This is a genomic window from Streptococcus sp. 27098_8_74, assembly GCF_041431705.1.
GTDB classification, from domain to species: Bacteria; Bacillota; Bacilli; order Lactobacillales; family Streptococcaceae; genus Streptococcus; species Streptococcus salivarius_E.
Window position 1 is genome coordinate 1 of sequence record NZ_JAPVYF010000007.1, and the last position, 20,265, is coordinate 20,265.

The following is a 20,265-nucleotide window of genomic DNA, read 5'->3' on the forward strand; positions in this document are numbered from 1 at the left end:
GGGGCTCTTTTTCTTTTAAAATATGGTATAATAGAACTAAATTTCGAATATAGAGAGTTTTCTGACAATGAATAAATCTTATTTTTACTTGGTCATGAAGACGCATGAGTTAGAGGTACCATACACTGGTAAACTTCGTCGTGTGCGTGTTCTTCTACCTAAGAACTATGAAACGGATACAGATCGTTCTTACCCTGTCGTGTATTTCCATGATGGTCAGAATGTTCTTTATAGTAAGGAGTCGTTTTCTGGCTATTCTTGGAAGATTATCCCAACAATCAAGCGTAATCCTGATATTTCGCGCATGATTGTTGTAGCCATTGATAATGATGGTCCTGGCCGTATGAATGAGTATTCTGCGTGGAAGTACCAAGAATCTAATATCCCTGGTGTCCAGTTCGGAGGTAAGGGTGTAGAGTATGCAGAGTTTGTCATGGATGTGGTTAAACCCTTTATTGATAAGGAATACCGTACCCTCTCTGATCGTCAGCATACAGCTATGATTGGTTCATCTCTTGGTGGTAATATCACTCAGTTTATGGGGCTTGATTATAAGGAGCAGATTGGTTGTCTTGGGGTATTTTCTTCAGCTAACTGGTTGCATCAGGATGCTTTTGATCGTTACATGTCGCGTCAAAAGCTCGATTCAGATCAACGTGTCTACATATATGTAGGAACTGAGGAAGCTGATGATACTGATAAGACCTTGATGGCTGGTAATATTAAGCAGGCTTATATAGACTCTTCATTGAGCTATTATCATGATTTGATTGCTCGTGGGGTTGATTTGGAAAATATCAAGATTCACATTCAATCTGGTGCTGAACACAATGAAGAAGCTTGGGCTGAGAATTTACCAGACTGTCTTCGCTTTTTCGCTGAAAAATGGGACTAGTCTTTATTAACGCAAATTAATTTAATTTAGGAAAAGGAATATAAATATGAATATCGAACATCTTAGCCACTGGAGTGGTCAACTTAACCGTGAAATGTATGTTAACCGTTACGGGCACGCTGGTATCCCTGTTGTGGTTTTTGCCTCATCAGGTGGTAGCCATAACGAATACTATGACTTTGGTATGATTGATGCTTGTGCACGTTTTATCGAAGAAGGACGCGTACAATTCTTTACACTTTCAAGTGTGGATAGTGAAAGCTGGCTTTGTGATTGGAAAAACCCACATGATCGTGCTGAAATGCATCGCGCTTATGAACGTTATGTTATTGAAGAAGCTATTCCATTTATCAAACACAAAACTGGTTGGTTTGATCCAATGATGACAACAGGTTGTTCAATGGGGGCATACCATGCGCTTAATTTCTTCTTGCAACACCCTGATGTTTTCAACAAAGTAGTAGCCCTTAGTGGTGTCTACGATGCTCGTTTCTTTGTGGGTGAGTTTGGAGGGGACGAAGCTATTTACCAAAATTCCCCATCAGATTATATCTGGAACCAAAATGATGGTTGGTTTATCGACCGCTACCGTCAAGCTGAGATCATCGTATGTACAGGTCTTGGTGCATGGGAACAAGATGGTCTTCCATCTTACTATAAACTCAAGGAAGCCTTTGAACAAAAGAATATTCCAGCTTGGTTCTCTGAGTGGGGTCATGATGTCGCTCACGATTGGGAATGGTGGCGTAAACAAATGCCTTATTTCCTTGACAATATGAACCTATAATTTCTTTGTCCATCCCATCTAAATAACTATAAAAGAGGAATTACTAATGAATTATCTTGTTATTTCACCATACTATCCACAAAACTTCCAACAGTTTACAGTTGAACTTGCTAATAAGGGCATCACTGTTCTTGGTATTGGTCAAGAGCCTTATGAACAATTGGATCAACCTTTGAAAGAGGCTTTGACTGAGTACTTCCGTGTAGACAATCTGGAAAACTTGGATGAAGTTAAACGTGCGGTAGCCTTTCTTTTCTATAAACACGGCCCAATTGACCGAATCGAATCTCATAACGAATACTGGTTGGAATTGGATGCTGCTCTTCGTGAACAGTTCAATGTTTTTGGTGCTAAGCCAGAAGATCTTAAGAAGACTAAATTTAAGTCTGAAATGAAAAAACTCTTCCAAAAAGCTGGAGTTCCAGTTGTACCTGGTGCTGTCATTAAAACTGATGAAGATGTGGATAAAGCTGTGAAAGAAATCGGTCTTCCAATGATTGCTAAGCCAGATAATGGGGTTGGTGCAGCTGCAACCTTCAAACTTGAAACAGAAGATGATATCAATCACTTTAAGGCTGAGTGGGATCATGAAACAGTTTATTTCTTTGAAAAATTTGTAACTTCAAGCGAAATCTGTACTTTCGATGGTTTGATTGATCATGATGGTAATATTGTCTTCTCGACAACTTTTGATTATGCCCACACACCACTTGACTTGATGATTTACAAGATGGATAATTCTTATTACGTTCTTAAGGAAATGGATCCTAAGTTACGTAAGTATGGTGAGGCAATTGTCAAAGAATTTGGTATGAAGGAACGTTTCTTCCATATTGAGTTCTTCCGTGATGGTGACGATTATATTGCTATTGAATATAACAACCGTCCAGCAGGTGGTTTCACAATCGACGTATATAACTATGCTCACTCTTTCGATTTGTACAAGGGGTATGCGGATATCGTTGCTGGCGAACCATTCCCAGCTTCTCAGTTTGAGCCACTTTACTGTTTGGCGACTTCACGTCGTGCAAGCTCTCACTATGCTTATTCAGAAGAAGAACTTTTTGATAAGTATCGTGAACAACTTAAAGTTAAGAAAATCATGCCTGCAGCCTTTGCAGAGTTGCAAGGTGACTTCCTCTATATGTTGACAACTCCAAGTCGTGAGGAAATGGAACAAATGATTGAGGACTTTGGTAAAAAAGCCTAATCTGTATATGTTAAAAGCACTTCAGAGTAAACTGAAGTGCTTTTGTAATGCCTTATTTTTCGTGAAGTTCTTGATTTTTAAGAACCAGTTCTGAAACTTTGGCGAATTTTTTAAGTTTTTTGAGGTCTTCTGGATGGGTTACAAAGCTAATGACGCTACCTTCATTTCCCATACGACCAGTACGTCCTGCACGGTGAGTATAGGCTTCGCGATCTCGAGGTATATCGAAGTTGATGACTACCTCTAGATTTTCAATATCGATGCCGCGTGCCAAGAGGTCAGTACCTAGTAAGAGTGAAATCTCATGATTCTTGAATTTTTCCAAGATAACCTTACGGAATTTGACGTTGATGTCACTAGCCAATGATACCGCTGAAGCCCCGTTAAATTGGAGGCGTTCTTCAGTAGCCCCAAGGTCAGAAAGACTGTTGAAAAAGACAAGGCCACGGAAGTCAGGAATATTGGAGAATTTACGAAGAAGTTCGACACGGTTACGTTTATCAACGCTGATATAATAATGTTTGATGGTGTCTAATTCCTGATCAGATAGGTCATAAACGATGGTATTTTCGACAAGATCTTGATCGTCAATTTTGTTGGTTGCCGAAATATAGATCATTTGATGGTCACGAGGAACATGGTGGCTGATTTTTGTCACAAAGTGGTATTGGCTATCACTGAGAAGCTCATCAAATTCATCTAGGACGATGGTGTTGACATTCATCATCTTGATCTTTTTGAGTTTAATCAGCTCAAAGACACGGCCAGGTGTTCCGATGAGAATTTCCGGTCCTTTCTTCAGGCGTTCAATTTGTCTCTTTTGACTAGAGCCAGAAAGGAAGAGTTGGGCAGTGAGTCCTAGTGGCTCAGCCCATTGTTTGGTCACATCAAAAATCTGTCCAGCAAGCTCTGAATTAGGTGCTAGGATAAGCAATTGCTGAGATTTTTGGGGCTTGAGTGAGAGGAGCAATGGGAGAAGGTAGGCTAGAGTCTTACCTGTTCCTGTAGGACTGATACCTAGGATATTGTCTCCTTCAGTGATTGGTGCAAAGAGTTCTTTTTGAATGGCAGTCTCTGTAGTGATTCCTTTTTCTTTAAGGAGGTCTTGCCATTGTTCAGGAAAGTTTTTAAACATAAAAGTCTCATTTTCTATATGGATTTGCTTTTATTATATCATGATTTAGTGTAGAATAGATAAGAAAGACTATATTAGATAGGAATTTACCATGCCTAAAAAACCGATTATTATTGGGGTTACGGGTGGCTCTGGTGGTGGTAAGACCAGTGTTTCTCGTGCCATTCTATCAAATTTTCCAGATGAGAAAATTGCCATGATTGAGCATGATTCTTATTATAAGGATCAGTCACATTTGACTTTTGAAGAGCGTGTGTCAACGAACTACGACCATCCCTTTGCCTTCGATACAGATCTTATGATTGAACACATCAATGAGCTGATTGCTGGGCGTCCAGTGGATATTCCCATTTATGACTACACCCAACACACTCGCAGTGAAAAGACTTATCGTCAGGAACCACAGGATGTCTTCATTGTTGAGGGGATTTTGGTACTTGAGGATAAACGCTTGCGTGATTTGATGGATATCAAGCTCTTTGTAGATACTGATGATGACATTCGTATTATTCGTCGTATCAAGCGTGATATGGAAGAGCGTGGACGTAGCTTGGATAGTATCATTGAGCAATATATCAGTGTGGTTAAACCTATGTATCACCAGTTTATCGAACCTACGAAACGCTACGCAGATGTGGTGATTCCTGAAGGCGTCACAAATACTGTTGCTATCGATTTGATTAATACTAAGGTAGCAAGCATTTTGAAAGAAAGTCAGAAAGCCTAAGCAGGAGCTTGGCTTTTTTGGTATAATTGAAGCGTTATGATTATTTTACAAGGAAACAAGATTGAGCGCTCTTTCTCAGGAGATGTGCTCTTTGATAATATTAATATTCAGGTAGATGAACGTGATCGTATTGCCTTGGTTGGCCGTAACGGTGCTGGAAAATCAACCTTATTGAAAATCTTGGTTGGAGAGGAAGCGCCGACGAGTGGTGAAATCAATACAAAACGTGATTTGAATTTGTCTTACTTGGCTCAGGATAGTCGCTTTGAGTCTAGTAATACCATCTATGCGGAAATGTTAAATGTCTTTGCAGGTCTTCGTGCAGATGAAAAACGTCTTCGTGACATGGAATTGAAGATGGCTGAGTTGACTGGGGCAGAATTGGACAAGTTAATGACTGACTACGATCGCCTTTCCGAGGATTTCAGACAGCGTGGTGGATTTACCTATGAATCTGATATCAGGGCTATTCTCAATGGTTTTAAGTTTGATGAAAGCATGTGGGAGATGCCCATTTCCGATCTTTCTGGAGGGCAAAACACGCGCCTGGCTTTGGCGAAAATGCTGCTTGAGAAGCCTGAGCTCTTGGTACTGGACGAACCGACCAACCACTTGGATATCGAGACCATTGCCTGGTTGGAGAATTACTTGGTCAATTATCAGGGAGCTCTAATCATTGTCAGTCACGACCGTTATTTTTTGGATAAGGTGGCGACAGTAACCCTGGATTTGACCAAACATAGTTTAGATCGTTATGTCGGAAACTATTCAAAATTCATGGATCTCAAGGCTGAAAAATTGGCTACTGAAGCAAAGAACTTCGAAAAGCAACAAAAGGAAATTGCTAAGTTGGAGGACTTTGTTAATCGTAATATTGTCCGTGCCTCTACAACTAAGCGTGCTCAAGCCCGTCGTAAACAGCTAGAGAAAATGGAACGCCTAGATAAGCCAACAGAAGGCCAGAAGTCAGCCAATATGACCTTTCATGCGGACAAGGTCTCTGGGAATGTGGTCTTGACAGTTAGAGATGCTGCTATTGGTTATGATGATGAGATTCTCTCAGAGCCTATTTCCCTGGATGTTAAGAAGATGGATGCCATTGCCATTGTGGGACCTAATGGTATCGGAAAAACAACCTTTATCAAGTCTGTAGTAGGTAAACTGCCATTTATCAAGGGAACATCAACCTATGGTGCCAATGTTGAAGTGGGTTACTATGACCAAACCCAATCTGCCTTGACACCGTCAAACACTGTTCTTGATGAATTGTGGAATGATTTTGCGACAACTCCAGAAGTTGAGATTCGTAACCGTCTGGGCGCCTTTCTCTTCTCAGGTGATGATGTCAAAAAGTCGGTTTCCATGCTTTCAGGTGGTGAGAAGGCTCGCCTGCTCCTAGCTAAATTATCAATGGAAAACAACAACTTCCTCATCCTAGATGAGCCGACCAACCATTTGGACATTGATAGTAAGGAAGTCTTGGAAAATGCCCTCATTGACTTTGATGGAACACTTCTCTTTGTCAGCCATGACCGTTACTTTATCAACCGTGTGGCAACCAAAGTGATGGAAATTTCTGAGGATGGAGCAACCATTTATCTTGGAGATTACGATTACTACCTTGAGAAGAAGGCGGAGCTTGAAGAGTTAGCACGTCTTGAGGCAGAGGAAAATCAAGTCTCAGAGGAAGTCCAAGTAGCTTCAGCGGGAGCTAGTGATTATCAAGCTCAAAAAGCCAATCAAAAAGAGATGCGTAAACTAAGCCGACGCATAGAGCAAATTGAAAATGAGCTAGAGACTATTGAGGAACGCTTGGAGGAAATTTCTGCTGCCATGCTTGAAACAAATGATGTGGCAGAATTGTCTGACTTGCAAAAAGAGCTCGATGACTTATCAGTTTCTCAAGAGGCTCTAATGGAAGAGTGGAGTGACTTATCAGAACAAATGGAAGGTTAAGGGATGATGAGAACCTTTTCATATTTTGAGTTGTTAAAGGCTTACATTGTTGGTATAATGGTCTTAGTATATAAAAGGAGACTAACTTTATGAACAAAGTAAAGAAAAAAGTGTATCGTAACACAACATCTTTCAACATGATGGCATGGGGATCATTTGCCTTCTTCGTAATCTTGATGTTGGTAGGCCTCTATACCCTTAAAGAGCCTTTGATGGTTAAGGGTTACTACCTCATGGGATGTGTTGGCTTGATTTCATCTTCCTTTACAGTATCTAAGGTTGTCCGTGATAATCAAGAAGATGAAGAAAACTATAACAAACTCATCGCACAACAAACTTTCGAACAATAAGAAGAGAAGCCTGAAAAGGCTTTTTCTTTTTGCAGAAAATGCACAAATATTCTGACTCTTTCCTAGTTGAAGTGTTATAATGGAGTGAAGAGGGTTAGATGGTTTTGGAATGAGATAAGTCCAATTCATCAGCCTCAATGCCTTATAAGACTAATTATCGTATAAGAATGCGTTAGTGAAAAGGTAGGTAATATTATGGAATTCAAAGTGAAAGATGGTCAAATCATCTATTATCGTGATCTCGGTAAAGGCTTTCCAATTGTTTTTTTGCATGGCAATAATTTGTCAGGAAATTACTTTGGTAAGCAAGGAATTCTGTATCGAGACTATCGTTTAATTTTCATTGATAGTCGTAATCACGGCAGGTCCAGTCGTCAGAGTGTTAAGATGACCTTTGAACAGATGGCTGCCGATTTGGAGGAAATTTTGCAATATTTGAATATCAAGAAGGCCTTATTTGTCGGTCATAGTGATGGTGCCAATTTGGCTATGGTTTATGCTAGTCGTTATCCTGACCGGATTGCAGGGCTCTTGCTTAATGCGGGAAATATGACCTTTAATGGGTTGACGAGACGCTCAAGATTCGCGGTCTATATACAATATCTTTGCTTAAAAGCCTTGTCACCATTTTCATCTAAAATGGATATCATGGCTCAGGTAACGGGGCTTATGCTTCATGACTTGCCACTAGATAGGGAACGTCTACATCAGGCTGCCTATCCTGTTTGGGTAGTTATGGGGCAAAGGGATGTTATCAGTATCAGGCATTCTAGGGAGATTTCGGAACTCTTTCCAATTCATAAGCTCTATGTCCAACGTCGAGAAGGGCATCGTCTAGCTCAACGTAAATATAAGATTTTCAATCAAATGATTCGTGAGCTTGTGAGAATTAGTCGAAAAGAGGTGGTGGCATGAAGCGTCTTTTAGAGAGACTTCAACCTTTAAAAGCGGCCGTTAAATCTATCTTCTTTATCTCGATTACGGTTCTTGTCGTCATAGAATTGGTTCGCCTCAAACGGACCATCACTCTAGAGTCACTTGAGTCAGCTCTGGCCGGTTTGTCTATTTGGCATCTTGTTTTGATGGCTATCATCGGACTAGTCGCTGTCTCCCCTATGCTCTTTTATGACATCATACTGAATAAGGAGCTAGAAACGGATTATTCCAAATCCTATATCTTAGAAACAAGTTGGGCTGTTAATACCATTAATAATTTAGCTGGTTTTGCTGGTTTGGTCGATGTGGGTCTGCGATATTCCTTTTATTCTGAGGATGGGCAGGAAAAGACGGGTGTTAAGGCACTTTCTCGTTTATTGCCTTACTTTATGTCTGGCCTATCCCTTTTAAGTGGTTTGGTATTCGCTGTCTTTTGGTTCTTCCCTCTAAGTCCGGATTTAAGAAAGTATTGGTTACTGTTACTGGTTGTTTTCCTTTATCTGCCTTTTATTTTCTTTGTTTCTAGTCGTGAAAAATTAGCCTATTTTGGTCAAGTACCATTGAAAACGAGGCTAAGTCTTCTTTTAGCTTCGACAGCTGAATGGGGAACGGCCCTTGGAAGCTTTGTAAGTGTAGCTTATTTAATGGGCTTGCATGTTCCTCTTTATAATCTGATTCCTCTTTATTTCCTAGCGGTTATTATTGGTATCTTCTCTATGATTCCGGGCGGGATTGGTAGTTTCGATTTGATTGTGATTACCGGTCTGACCTCTATGGGGGTTAGTAATGCTCTTGCGGTTAGTCTGCTCTTGCTCTTTCGTTTAACTTACTACGTTATTCCCTTCTTGTTAGGTGTTGTCTTCTTTTTCAAACACATGGGAGGGCGTATCAACGAGAAATACTTCAAACTTTCTTCACGAGTATTTGGTGGAACTCTCCACCGTTTTCTCGTGTATTTGCTGCGTTTTTTAGGGATTTTCTTGATTTTGTCAGCCTTAATCCCTGAACGCTTGGCAAATGTCTACTTTATTAGCAGTTTTGATCCTATTCAGGAACAGTTGATTTGGCAATTCCCAAGTATCCTATTTGGAACCCTATTCATTTTCATGGCTCGTCTCATCAGACGTCGGGTTAAGGGAGCTTTCATTGCTTCCTTAATAACCTTTGTCTTGACCTTGATTTATGTCAATCTCAATGGTATTTCTTGGGCTATGTCTTTCCTAATTGTACTTTCTTTGGTGCTTATGTTGATCATCAGAAAGAGGTTGTATCATCGTTACTTTGTTTATAGTTGGGAAGACAAAACCAAGGATTTCCTTTTCCTAGCCTTTACTATTCTGGTTCTTCTTGTTCTGGGTGGCAGCGGTTTTTGGTCTCATTTATTGCCACCTAAGAACCGGGATGTTCTTGGACATTTTGTTCATATTTGGTTTGATATTTTACTGGCATCAGTTATCATTGCAACCATTGTTTGGGGAGTCTTGAGAATTTTGGCACCCCGTAGGCCCTTTGGTCAAAGTATGGATGACGAGCGCTTCACAGCTCTCCTTGAGAAATACGGAGGTGCATCAGAAAGTGCTCTGGCTTATTTACATGATAAACGCCTCTTTTGGTATCGTGTCGATGGACAAGACCAGGTAGTTTTCCAATTTGCACAAACCAGCAATAAGTGTGTGGTTATGGGAAATCCAATTGGTAATGAAAACTATTACCGAGCAGCTTGGGAATCTTTCTTGAAGACACTATCAGATTGGAATTTACAAGCCTTGTTTTATGAGGCAGACGAGAGTATTACCCTGATGCTTCATGATTATGGCTTTGATTTTATGAAATTTGGGGAAAACGCCATGGTTGATTTGACGACGTTCTCTGTCGATGGTAAGCATGGTAAGAAGTTCCGTAAACCAACCAATCGTGTCGAAAAAGCAGGTTTCCAGTTTAAATTGCTTGATCCTCCATTTTCAGAGACTCAGATGCAAGAAATGAAGGCTGTCTCAGATATTTGGCTTAACGGTCGTAAGGAGAAGGGCTTCTCTCTTGGTTTCTTTGATGAAGCCTATCTGCAGCAGGCACCGATTGCTATTGTGGAGAGTGAGGAAGGAGAAATTGTAGCCTTTGCTAATATCATGCCAACCAAAAACAAACGGGTGGCGACGATTGACCTTATGCGTTATGATTTTGAAAAGGCACCTGAAGGCATCATGGATTACCTCTTTGTCAAACTCTTCCAGTACTTCCAAGCGGAAGGAAAGCAATACTTTGATATGGGAATGGCTCCACTCGCGAATGTGGGTACTGAAGAAGATAGCTTCTTGGAAGAGAAGGTTGCCAATTTGGTCTATGTCTTTGCCCAGCGTTTTTACTCTTTTAGTGGGCTCCAACGTTATAAGGAAAAGTTCTCTCCAATATGGTCTCCAAAATACATTGTTTATCCTAAACGAACTTGGCTCTTGTTTGATATGATTGCCATTTTAAGGATTGATAATCGTAAAATTGAAGACAGATTGAAGAAAAGACGTCTTTGGAAATAGATATAAAAAATAGCGAAACCCTGAGGTTTCGCTATTTACTATGTTATAGAATTATTTCTCAAATTCTGCTTTTGATTTAGTATCTGCGTATTCTTCGGCAACTTCGCTTGAAAGGATATCATTATAGCTTGGCAATTGAATGTCTTGGCCATATTTGTTACGAAGGGCAGTTGTGACCAAACGGTAGGCAAGGTTGGCGTTACGAGAAAGAATTGGTCCATGGAAGTAGCTACCATAAACATTTTTATAGTGGACGCCTTCAGTACCATCTTCCTTGTTATTACCGTTACCGTAGACTACTTTACCAAGTGGTTTTTCATCATCAGAAAGGAAGGTGAGTCCTTGGTGATTTTCAAAACCATAGTAAGTTTCATCAAACTCTTCGTTATGGATTTTGATATCACCAATGTAACGGTTATTTTCTTGATTAAGGGTGTAGTGACCCATGACGCCGATACCATCAATACGGACACCGTTAGCCTGGATGTAATATTGTCCAAGAAGTTGGAAACCACCACAGATGGCTAGGATCACTTTATTATCTTGGATGAATTGACCAATGGCATCACGTTTAGATGGGAGATCTTTGGCAACGATAGATTGTTCGTAGTCTTGACCACCTCCAAAGAAGACCATGTCGTAGTGGTCCTTGTCGAAGTCATCTCCAACTGAAACGATGTCAAAGGTCATCTTAGCACCAAGTTTTTCCCCCACGTATTTGATCATAAGGACATTACCGTTGTCACCGTAGGTATTGAGCAGATTACCATAAAGGTGGGCAACGTTTAGGTCGTAGGTGTAGTCACGATTTTCTGGAGATTTGAGTGAAGTATAGGTCATTAGTTCATCTCCTTTCCGACAGCATGACGTTGAGCAAGAATATCACGGAATTCAAGCATGGCAGTATAGGTCGCTAAGATATAGGCATGGTCACAATCTTGTTTTTCAATCAAGGCCATAATATCTTCAAGTTTTTCTGCTTGCGTAATCTTATCCTCTGGATAGCCAGTCACACGAAGACGGCGAGCAATTTCAGAATGGCGAACACCACCAGCATTAATCTCAGGGATATCCATCTCGAGAATGCTTTCAAAGTTGGCATCCCAAATCCAGCTGGTGTCAATACCATCAGCATAGTTAGCATTAAGAAGGACTGACAAGCTAAATGGATAATCTGCAAGTTTAATCATGTCAAGAGCTTGGCTGGCTCCTACGGGATTCTTAATTAGTACGAGAGTACATGATTTGTCACCAATCTTAAAGGTTTCTTGGCGTCCAAAGACAGCACGACTCTTATCAAAACCAGCTTTGATTTGCTCTGGTGCCACTCCGAAGAATTCAGCGACAGAAACAGCAGCAAGGGCATTGTAGATGTTATAAAGACCACCGACATTAATCTTGTAATCTTGTCCATCAATAACAAATTCAGAAGTAGTGTTGGTGATTTTAGTCAACTCTGTCAGCTTATAATCTAATTCTGGACGGTGGAAGTCGCAGTTAAGGCACACATAGTCACCCAAGTTAGCGTAAGTATTAAGGCGATACTGAAGAATACTCTCACATTTAGGGCAGACAATGCCTTCAGTATTATAATGTGCCAGCTCTGGATCATGCTTTTCAGTGTCAAAACCGTAGAATCGCACGGGATTGACTACTTCTTTAGAATTGAAAAGAGGACTGTCTCCATTAGCCAAAATAGTAGCCTCAGGCGCCTTAGCAGCACCATCTAAAATCATCTGATAAGTAGTATAGATTTCACCATAGCGGTCCATTTGGTCACGGAAAATATTTGTGAAAACAAAAAGACTTGGAGTGATGTACTCAGTGATTTTTGGAAGGCTGGCCTCGTCAATTTCCAAGACAGCGATTTTCTTACCAGACTTGGCTTTTTTAGCTGTTAGGAAAGTAGAAGTGATCCCTGTGATCATGTTGGCCCCACTAGGATTGGTCACAATCTCCCCAAAAGCTTCTTTAAGAATACCTACTGTCAAAGCTGTTGTAAGAGTCTTACCGTTGGTTCCAGTGACAACGACAATTTCGTAGTCCTTGGCTAAAGTGTCTAAAATATCTTTGTCAAATTTAAGGGCAATTTTTCCAGGCAGGGTTGAACCACGTCCCAATTTTGAAAGGACGAAATGGCTAGCTTTACCCGCCAGAATTCCCATGGTAGTTTTCATAGTCATGAATTTATTTTATCACAAAAAGTAGTGATTGTAGTCTCAAAATAGTTAGAATTCGTGGTATAATAGAAACTGTTTAAAAATTAAAAGAAAGTGTGATATGTATGGGAATACTTTCGTCCATTGATATTGATTTTTGGCGGTCACTCTTTGATAGTCCGCTGAAAGTTATCGTCAATAGTTTGGACATATTGATTGTTGCTTTTTTAATTTATCGCTTTATTAGGGCCTTACGAGGAACAAAAATTATGACCCTTGTTCAAGGGGTTGTCTTATTTATTTTAGTCAAACTGATTTCTGATTTTATAGGCTTCACGACGATTTCTTATTTGATGAATCAGGTCATCAACTATGGAGCCATTGCGGCGGTTGTGATCTTTGCGCCAGAGCTTCGTTCTGCTCTTGAAACCTTTGGACGTACGCCTCAGCATTTTTTGCAAAATAAAGAGGTTAGTTCAGATGAGAAGTTGGTTCAAGCCTACGTTAAAGCTGTTAAGTACATGAGTCCTCGTAAGATTGGGGCCTTGGTTTCTATTGAACAGACTCAGACCTTACAAGAGCAGATTGCGACTGGAATTCCACTTGATGCGGTGGTGACTGGGGAACTTTTAATTAATATTTTCATTCCAAATACACCGCTTCATGATGGGGCAGTTATCATCAGAGATAACAGAGTTGCGACGGCTTGTTCTTATCTGCCATTGACGGAATCTAATAAGATTTCCAAAGAATTTGGAACTAGGCATAGGGCTGCCATTGGTCTTTCAGAACAAACAGATGCGCTTACCTTTGTTGTGTCAGAGGAGACTGGTGCGATTTCCATTGCTTACAAGGGAAATTTCATCCATGATCTTTCTATTCAAGAATTTGAAGAAGAGTTGAGTCTTATCTTGTTGAAAGAACAAGAACCACGTCAGTCATTCTTCCAACGTTGGATGGGAGGTAGCAAAAAATGAAGCGTTTGGTAAATTTCTTTAAAAACGATCGTTTATGGCAGATACTAGTTGCACTCTTCTTTGCTGTGGTACTCTTTTTCACAGCCTGGTCGGGGAACTCGCAAAATAAAAGCAATAGTTCAAGTGCATCTAATACCTTTACACAAACCGTTGAGTCGGTCCCTGTGGATATTAAATATGATAGTGATAAGTACTTTATCAGTGGTTATTCCTATGATGCCGAAGTCTATTTGACAGCGACAACACAGCTGGCTTTAACGACTGAGACAAGTAGTGATACACGTCACTTTAAATTAGTTGCTGATTTGTCAAATTTAGGCCAAGGAACCAGTCGAGTACCTATTCAGGTTAAGGATCTTCCAGCCGGAATGTCTGCGCAAGTGTCACCATCAACCTTGACAGCAACTATTGGTAAAAAAGCCAGCAAAACCTTTGACGTAGTAGCTAACATCACTTCTGATAAGTTGGCAAATGGCTATGAGGTTAAAAAGGTTAGCCTGGATAACACCAAGGTAGAAGTGACCTCGAGTGAAGATATCATTAATCAGATTGACCATGTTCAAGCAGTATTGGAAGGTGATTCCAACCTGTCTGAAGATTATGATGGTAACTTGGTTCTTCAAGCAGTTTCGACAAATGGTACAGTCCTAGCAAGCTCTATCTCACCAGCTAAGGTACATGCAAAGATTAGTTTGAGAAAATTAAGCAAATCTGTCCCTGTCAAGGTCGAACTGACTGGAGATAAGGCTAGCAATGTGTCTAGTATCAGCTATAGTTTTGATCGTGGGCATGTGACTATCGTTGGTAGCCAAGAAGCTATGGATAAGATTGATAGCATCACAGTCCCAGTCGACATTAGTCAAGTGACTAAAGACACTTCAAAAACCATAGACCTTAAGGCAGAAGGTGTTACGGTTCAGCCTGGCACTGTTAAGGTTAACTTAAAAGTCACGCAAAAATAGGGGGAGTTACATTTTCTCCCAAATTCATGTATAATGGATGGGATTGAGAGGGACTAATCTCATAAAAATGTAACCAATTAAAAATGTTTAAAATCAGGGGTTGAAAATATTGGTGAAATCTTATAAAGTTAGATTATCTAGATAGATTTCACTAGATTGACTCTTGCTAAACAGCATCACAGTTTAAGGAGGATTTAGTGCTCAAGCACTAATAATAAAATTATGGGTAAATATTTTGGAACAGACGGTGTTCGTGGAGAAGCAAACGTTGAACTTACGCCTGAATTGGCCTTTAAATTAGGTCGTTTTGGTGGTTATGTGCTTAGCCAACACGAGACTGGCCGTCCTAAAGTTTTTGTGGCACGTGATACACGTATCTCTGGTGAGATGTTGGAATCTGCCTTAGTAGCAGGTTTGCTCTCAGTGGGTATTGAAGTCTACAAACTTGGAGTACTTGCAACACCTGGCGTCTCATACTTGGTTCGTACAGAAAATGCAAGTGCCGGTGTTATGATTTCAGCCAGCCATAATCCAGCTCTTGATAATGGTATCAAGTTCTTTGGTGGCGATGGCTTTAAATTGGATGATGCGCGTGAAGCGGAAATTGAAGCCCTTCTCGATGCTGCAGAAGATACGCTTCCACGCCCTTCAGCTGAAGGACTTGGAACACTTGTTGATTATCCAGAAGGTCTTCGTAAATACGAAAAATTCTTGGTAGCTACAGGTGTTGACCTTGGTGGCATGAAAGTTGCCTTGGATGCGGCTAATGGTGCGGCGGCGGTATCTGCACGTAACATTTTCCTTGACTTGAACGCAGAAATCGCTGTTATTGGTGACCAACCTGATGGCCTTAACATCAATGCTGGTGTTGGTTCGACCCACCCAGAGCGGTTGCAAGCCTTGGTTAAAGAAACTGGCTCAGCTATCGGTCTTGCTTTTGATGGTGACAGTGACCGTCTCATCGCTGTTGATGAAAATGGTGATATTGTTGATGGTGACAAGGTGATGTACATCATCGGTAAACATTTGTCACAAAAAGGCGAGTTGGCTAAAAATACCATTGTAACGACAGTTATGTCAAACCTTGGTTTCCACAAGGCACTTGATCGTGAAGGCATTAACAAGGCAGTGACTGCTGTTGGTGACCGTTATGTTGTCGAAGAAATGCGTAAAAACGGCTACAACCTCGGTGGTGAACAGTCTGGACACGTTATTATCATGGATTACAACACAACTGGTGATGGTCAATTGACAGCAATCCAATTGACTAAAGTCATGGTTGAAACAGGTAAGAGCTTGTCTGAATTGGCTTCAGAAGTGACTATCTATCCACAAAAATTGGTTAATATCCGTGTGGAAAATAGTATGAAAGATAAGGCTATGGAAGTTCCTGCAATTGCGGCTATCATTGAAAAAATGGAAGCTGAGATGGCTGGAAATGGCCGTATTTTGGTTCGTCCAAGTGGTACAGAACCTCTCCTTCGTGTTATGGCAGAAGCACCAACAGATGATGAAGTGAACTATTACGTTGATACGATTGCTGATGTTGTTCGTGCAGAAATTGGATTGGACTAAGTATGATAGCTAAACTGAGAGCCTTCATGGCTACCGAAGTTTTCAAGTACCTTTTCTTTGGTGTCTTGGCAACTTTGGTCTATATGGTCAGTCGTACTTTGATTTTCCAGTTTACTCAACAAGGAACACTTTCAGCAGTCTTAGCAAATGCGATTGCCATTATCTTTGCATTTTTTACAAATGACATGTTTGTCTTTAATCAGGAAAAGACAGGTATGGTCACGCGCTTTGTTAAGTTCGTGGGAGCCCGCCTCTTGACCTTGGTCTTAGATTTGGCTCTGGCCTATTTCTTGGTTGATACCTATCCAGAAATTATTGGTCAATTTGTTGGTCATAGTCATGCTTGGGTAAATGGTATCGAGAGTTTATTCTCTCAGGTCCTTATCATTGTATTGAACTACATTATTTCTAAATTCTTCGTCTTTACAGGCGAGAAAGTATAAACAAAAAGGAAGTTGTTAGGAAATGTGTTAAAACCATTTCTTACCAACCTCCTTTTTTGATATAATTGAAGAGACTTAAAAAAATAGAAAGATGAAACATGTACGTACAATTATCTCAACGCCTCAAGGACGTAGCAACCTACGTTCCGAAAGGTGCAAAACTCTTGGATGTAGGCAGTGATCATGCCTATCTTCCGATTTATTTACTTGAAAAAGGTTTGATTACTTCAGCTATTGCTGGGGAAGTGGTGAAAGGCCCTTATGAATCTGCTCTTGCTAATGTCTCAGCTTCTGGTTTCCAAGATAAAATAGATGTGCGCTTGGCTAATGGCTTGGCTGCCTTCGAACCTGCTGATGAGGTAACAACTATCACGATTTGTGGCATGGGAGGACGTCTTATTGCGGATATTCTAGATGCTGGAAAGGACAAACTAACAGGCGTAGACCGTCTAATTTTACAACCAAATAATCGTGAAGATGATCTCCGTATTTGGTTGATAGAAAATGGTTTTGAGATTATTGCCGAATCCATCATGACTGAAAATGGCAAATACTACGAAATCATGGTGGCAGAAGCTGGACACATGAGCCTTTCGGACAAGGAAGTGCGTTTTGGTCCTCATCTCATGAAAGAACAATCTCAGGTTTTCCAGCTCAAATGGCAACGTGAAATCAATAAACTTGAGATTGCCTTAGGCTCCATTCCTCTTGCCAATCAGGTTGACCGTGCAGCTATTGAAGATAAAATTCAAACCATTAGGGAGGTTTTGAACCATGTTAGCTAGTGAACTTATCAAGACTTACGAAGCCTTTTGTCCACAGGAGCTTTCCATGGAGGGTGATGTGGTTGGCTTGCAGATTGGTAGTCTGGACAAGGAGATTCAGAAGATCATGGTTACCTTGGATGTTCGTGAAAATACAGTAGCTGAAGCTATTGAAAAAGGTGTGGACCTTATCATTGCTAAACACGCTCCAATTTTCCGTCCAGTTAAGGATTTGGTGTCTTCGCCTGACCGAGATATTTTGCTCGACCTGGTTAAGCATGATATTGCAGTCTATGTGAGTCATACTAATATTGATGTTGTTAATGATGGCCTTAATGATTGGTTCTGTGACTTACTTGACATTAAAGACACCACATATTTAACGCAGACTTCTGAAAATCATGGAATTGGTCGTGTGGGTGATATCGTGCCACAGACCATTGAAGAACTTGCTCTTAAAGTAAAAGCAGTTTTTGGCTTGGACAGTGTTCGCTTGGTGCGTTATGACCATGATAATCCTCTTGTTAGCCATGTGGCTATTTGTGGGGGTAGTGGTCAAGGATTTTACAAGGATGCTTTGAAAAAGGGCGCACAAGTCTTTATCACTGGTGATGTTTACTACCATACAGGTCAGGAAATGATTACCAATGGTCTCTTGGCTATTGATCCTGGGCACCATATTGAAGCCCTCTTTATTTCAAAGATTGCTGAGAAACTTGAGGCTTGGAAACGTGAGCATGATTGGAATGTGACCATACTTGAGAGTCAGTCCTCAACCAATCCTTTTGACCATTTGTAGGAGGATGTGTCTTTGACTTGGCTTTTACATCAAAATGTGGTCTTTTTGGCCTTGCTTGCTGGTCTTTTTACTTGGGGCTGTACCATTGTCGGCTCGGCCATTGTTTTCTTCTTCAAGAATATTAGTCGTAAATTGTTAGATATCATGATGGGCTTTGCGGCAGGTGTCATGATTGCGGCCTCTTTTTGGTCACTTTTGGATCCCTCTTTAACTTATGCGACTCAAAATGGCTATGGGAAATGGTCCTGGTTTCCTGCAGCAGCTGGCTTCTTGCTTGGTGGTGTTGCCCTTCGTTTGATTGATGCTGTCGTTCCACATTTGCATTTAGGAAATGACATCTCAAAAGCAGAAGGGATTCAACCTCGTAAGAAAAAGTTGTCCAAGACAGCCCTGCTCTTTTTGGCTATCACGATTCATAATTTTCCAGAGGGATTGGCGGTTGGTGTTACCTTTGGTGCCCTAGCTGGTGGGAATATGACACTTGCTGGTCTTATGGGAGCCATTGGCCTAGCTATCGGTATTGGTTTGCAGAATGTCCCTGAAGGTGCAGCCCTCTCTATTCCTATTCGGGCAGATGGAAAATCTCGTATCAAGGCCTTTTATTGGGGCTCTATGTCAGCCATTGTGGAGCCTATAGGGGCTGTTATGGGAGCTGCTCTTGTCATGTGGATGATGGCGATTATTCCTTATGCCTTGGCTTTTGCGGCAGGTGCCATGATTTTTGTGGTAACGGAAGAATTGATTCCTGAATCACAAACCAATGGTAATACTGACGTCGCAACCTTGGGGCTCATGGTTGGATTTGTTGTTATGATGGTCATGGACGTGGCCTTAGGTTAAAAATACTAGAGAGCTGTGCCTATTGATATAGGACTCAGCTCTTTTCAAATAGATGGAGTAAAAAATGAAAATTGCAATTGTTGGTGCAGGTATCGTCGGCTCAACGGCTGCCTACTACTTATCAAAAGAAAAAGACGTAGAGGTTACAGTATTTGATCATGGTCTTGGGCAAGCAACCAAGGCAGCAGCAGGGATTATCAGCCCCTGGTTTTCCAAGCGTCGTAATAAGGCCTGGTATCGAATGGCCCGATTGGGAGCCGATTTTTACCAAGATTTAGTTTCAGATCTTGAAAATGATGGTTATGACACGAGCTTCTATGATCAGTCTGGTGTAGCCCTTCTCAAGAAAGATGATAGTAAGTTGGACGGTTTGTATCAGCATGCAGAAACTAGGCTAGAAGAATCACCCATTATTGGTGAACTCTCTATAAAAAATGCTGCCGACCTCCCGGAATTTACTGGATTTGACCGTTATCTTTATGCTTCTGGAGGAGCTAGAGTGGAGGGGGCAGAATTAACAGCTACTTTGATTGATGCCTCAGGTTTTGAAAAGGTAGAGGGGCCAGTCACACTCTCTCCTCTTGATAATGGCACTTACGAGATTAATGGGCAAACTTTTGACAAGGTCATTCTCTCTTGTGGTGCATGGCTAGGTCAAACGCTTGAACCCCTTGGTTTTGACGTAGATGTTCGCCCCCAAAAGGGGCAATTGCGTGACTATTTCTTTGAGGGCATGGATACTGGTAGATTACCTGTTCTGATGCCAGAGGGTGAATTGGATCTCATTCCTTTTGCTGGTGGAAAGATTTCGGTAGGGGCCAGCCATGAAAATGACCAAGGCTTTGATTTGACAGTTGATGAGACTGTACTTGCAAGTCTGGAGGAAGAGGCTAAGACATATTTCCCTGATTTAAGTACTGCCAAGTCCTTCTCAGAACGTGTGGGAACTAGAGCCTACACGAGTGATTTCTCTCCTTTCTTTGGAGAAGTTCCAGAACTTGAGGGTGTCTTTGTCGCCTCAGGTTTAGGATCTTCAGGGCTTACGACGGGGCCACTGATTGGAAAAAATCTGGTTGATTTGGTCATGAACCGACCTGGTAGTTTGTACAGTTCAGACTATCCAGTGGCTCAGTACGTTAAGAAAAAAGACTAATAGTATTAAAGCCCTCCAATATATTGAAATTTATGAATCAGTTAGCTATTTCTCTTTATTGAGGGA

The 20,265-nt window shown here is 41.0% G+C and carries 19 protein-coding genes; 16 read left to right on the plus strand and 3 right to left on the minus strand.

The features are described from left to right. The first annotated feature begins 67 nt into the window (after positions 1-67). Genes O3670_RS03775 through O3670_RS03785 form a run of 3 tightly spaced genes read left to right on the plus strand, consistent with a single transcriptional unit; the run spans position 68 to position 2,892 of the window. Positions 68-895: an alpha/beta hydrolase gene (locus O3670_RS03775; protein ID WP_002890683.1), complete on the plus strand. Its 828-nt coding sequence runs from the start codon at positions 68-70 to the stop codon at positions 893-895. Positions 896-941: 46 nt separating this feature from the next. Continuing rightward, entirely contained in the window at positions 942-1,682 is a 741-nt protein-coding gene (locus O3670_RS03780) for an esterase family protein (protein WP_002884014.1), read from the plus strand. Between the two features lie 46 nt (positions 1,683-1,728). Next, positions 1,729-2,892 carry an ATP-grasp domain-containing protein gene (locus O3670_RS03785; protein WP_139723867.1) on the plus strand — a complete coding sequence of 388 codons (1,164 nt, stop codon included), beginning with the start codon at positions 1,729-1,731 and terminating at the stop codon, positions 2,890-2,892. 52 nt (positions 2,893-2,944) lie between these two features. Here the strand turns inward: O3670_RS03785 and O3670_RS03790 are convergent, their stop codons facing one another. Then, entirely contained in the window at positions 2,945-4,027 is a 1,083-nt protein-coding gene (locus O3670_RS03790; RefSeq protein WP_371595809.1) for a DEAD/DEAH box helicase, read from the minus strand. A 91-nt stretch (positions 4,028-4,118) separates the two neighbouring features. Between O3670_RS03790 and udk the strand changes: the two genes are divergently transcribed. The 5 genes from udk to mprF all read left to right on the plus strand — a co-directional run bounded on the left by udk (position 4,119) and on the right by mprF (position 10,527). Continuing rightward, positions 4,119-4,754, plus strand: a complete 636-nt coding sequence (gene udk, locus O3670_RS03795) for a uridine kinase (protein WP_002890688.1) — start codon at positions 4,119-4,121, stop codon at positions 4,752-4,754. 36 nt (positions 4,755-4,790) lie between these two features. Then, complete coding sequence (locus O3670_RS03800) at positions 4,791-6,710, plus strand: ABC-F family ATP-binding cassette domain-containing protein (protein WP_084914698.1); 1,920 nt, start codon at positions 4,791-4,793, stop codon at positions 6,708-6,710. A gap of 89 nt (positions 6,711-6,799) precedes the next feature. Then, positions 6,800-7,060 (plus strand): YiaA/YiaB family inner membrane protein, encoded by a 261-nt coding sequence (locus O3670_RS03805; protein WP_002883990.1) that lies wholly within the window; start codon positions 6,800-6,802, stop codon positions 7,058-7,060. Positions 7,061-7,255: 195 nt separating this feature from the next. After that, positions 7,256-7,975: an alpha/beta fold hydrolase gene (locus tag O3670_RS03810; protein ID WP_013990774.1), complete on the plus strand. Its 720-nt coding sequence runs from the start codon at positions 7,256-7,258 to the stop codon at positions 7,973-7,975. Then, positions 7,972-10,527, plus strand: coding sequence for a bifunctional lysylphosphatidylglycerol flippase/synthetase MprF (gene mprF / locus O3670_RS03815; RefSeq protein WP_084914697.1), 2,556 nt, complete (start codon positions 7,972-7,974; stop codon positions 10,525-10,527). Before O3670_RS03810 ends, mprF begins: the two co-directional genes overlap by 4 nt. A 51-nt stretch (positions 10,528-10,578) precedes the next feature. Here the strand turns inward: mprF and gatD are convergent, their stop codons facing one another. Next, on the minus strand, positions 10,579-11,367 hold the full coding sequence (gatD, locus tag O3670_RS03820; RefSeq protein ID WP_155124176.1) for a lipid II isoglutaminyl synthase subunit GatD: 789 nt from the start codon (positions 11,365-11,367) through the stop codon (positions 10,579-10,581). Continuing rightward, positions 11,367-12,710, minus strand: a complete 1,344-nt coding sequence (gene murT, locus O3670_RS03825; RefSeq protein WP_013990772.1) for a lipid II isoglutaminyl synthase subunit MurT — start codon at positions 12,708-12,710, stop codon at positions 11,367-11,369. The genes gatD and murT overlap by 1 nt, the downstream gene beginning before the upstream one ends. A gap of 101 nt (positions 12,711-12,811) precedes the next feature. On the opposite strand from murT, the gene cdaA reads away from it, so the two are divergent. The 8 genes from cdaA (at position 12,812) to O3670_RS03865 (ending at position 20,199) form a co-directional block, all read left to right on the plus strand. Beyond that, a complete protein-coding gene (gene cdaA / locus O3670_RS03830) occupies positions 12,812-13,663 on the plus strand; it encodes a diadenylate cyclase CdaA (protein WP_084914693.1) in 852 nt (283 codons plus the stop codon). Continuing rightward, positions 13,660-14,625 (plus strand): CdaR family protein, encoded by a 966-nt coding sequence (locus tag O3670_RS03835; protein ID WP_064520533.1) that lies wholly within the window; start codon positions 13,660-13,662, stop codon positions 14,623-14,625. Before cdaA ends, O3670_RS03835 begins: the two co-directional genes overlap by 4 nt. A 222-nt stretch (positions 14,626-14,847) precedes the next feature. Further along, positions 14,848-16,200 carry a phosphoglucosamine mutase gene (gene glmM / locus O3670_RS03840; RefSeq protein WP_371595810.1) on the plus strand — a complete coding sequence of 451 codons (1,353 nt, stop codon included), beginning with the start codon at positions 14,848-14,850 and terminating at the stop codon, positions 16,198-16,200. Between the two features lie 2 nt (positions 16,201-16,202). Continuing rightward, a complete protein-coding gene (locus O3670_RS03845; protein WP_013990768.1) occupies positions 16,203-16,643 on the plus strand; it encodes a GtrA family protein in 441 nt (146 codons plus the stop codon). Between the two features lie 98 nt (positions 16,644-16,741). Continuing rightward, positions 16,742-17,428: a tRNA (adenine(22)-N(1))-methyltransferase gene (locus tag O3670_RS03850; RefSeq protein WP_084914690.1), complete on the plus strand. Its 687-nt coding sequence runs from the start codon at positions 16,742-16,744 to the stop codon at positions 17,426-17,428. Further along, positions 17,418-18,206 (plus strand): Nif3-like dinuclear metal center hexameric protein, encoded by a 789-nt coding sequence (locus O3670_RS03855; RefSeq protein WP_084914688.1) that lies wholly within the window; start codon positions 17,418-17,420, stop codon positions 18,204-18,206. The genes O3670_RS03850 and O3670_RS03855 overlap by 11 nt, the downstream gene beginning before the upstream one ends. Positions 18,207-18,218: 12 nt before the next feature. Next, positions 18,219-19,046: a ZIP family metal transporter gene (locus O3670_RS03860; RefSeq protein WP_038675766.1), complete on the plus strand. Its 828-nt coding sequence runs from the start codon at positions 18,219-18,221 to the stop codon at positions 19,044-19,046. Positions 19,047-19,110: 64 nt separating this feature from the next. Next, positions 19,111-20,199 (plus strand): NAD(P)/FAD-dependent oxidoreductase, encoded by a 1,089-nt coding sequence (locus tag O3670_RS03865; RefSeq protein ID WP_084914686.1) that lies wholly within the window; start codon positions 19,111-19,113, stop codon positions 20,197-20,199. Positions 20,200-20,265: the final 66 nt, after the last annotated feature.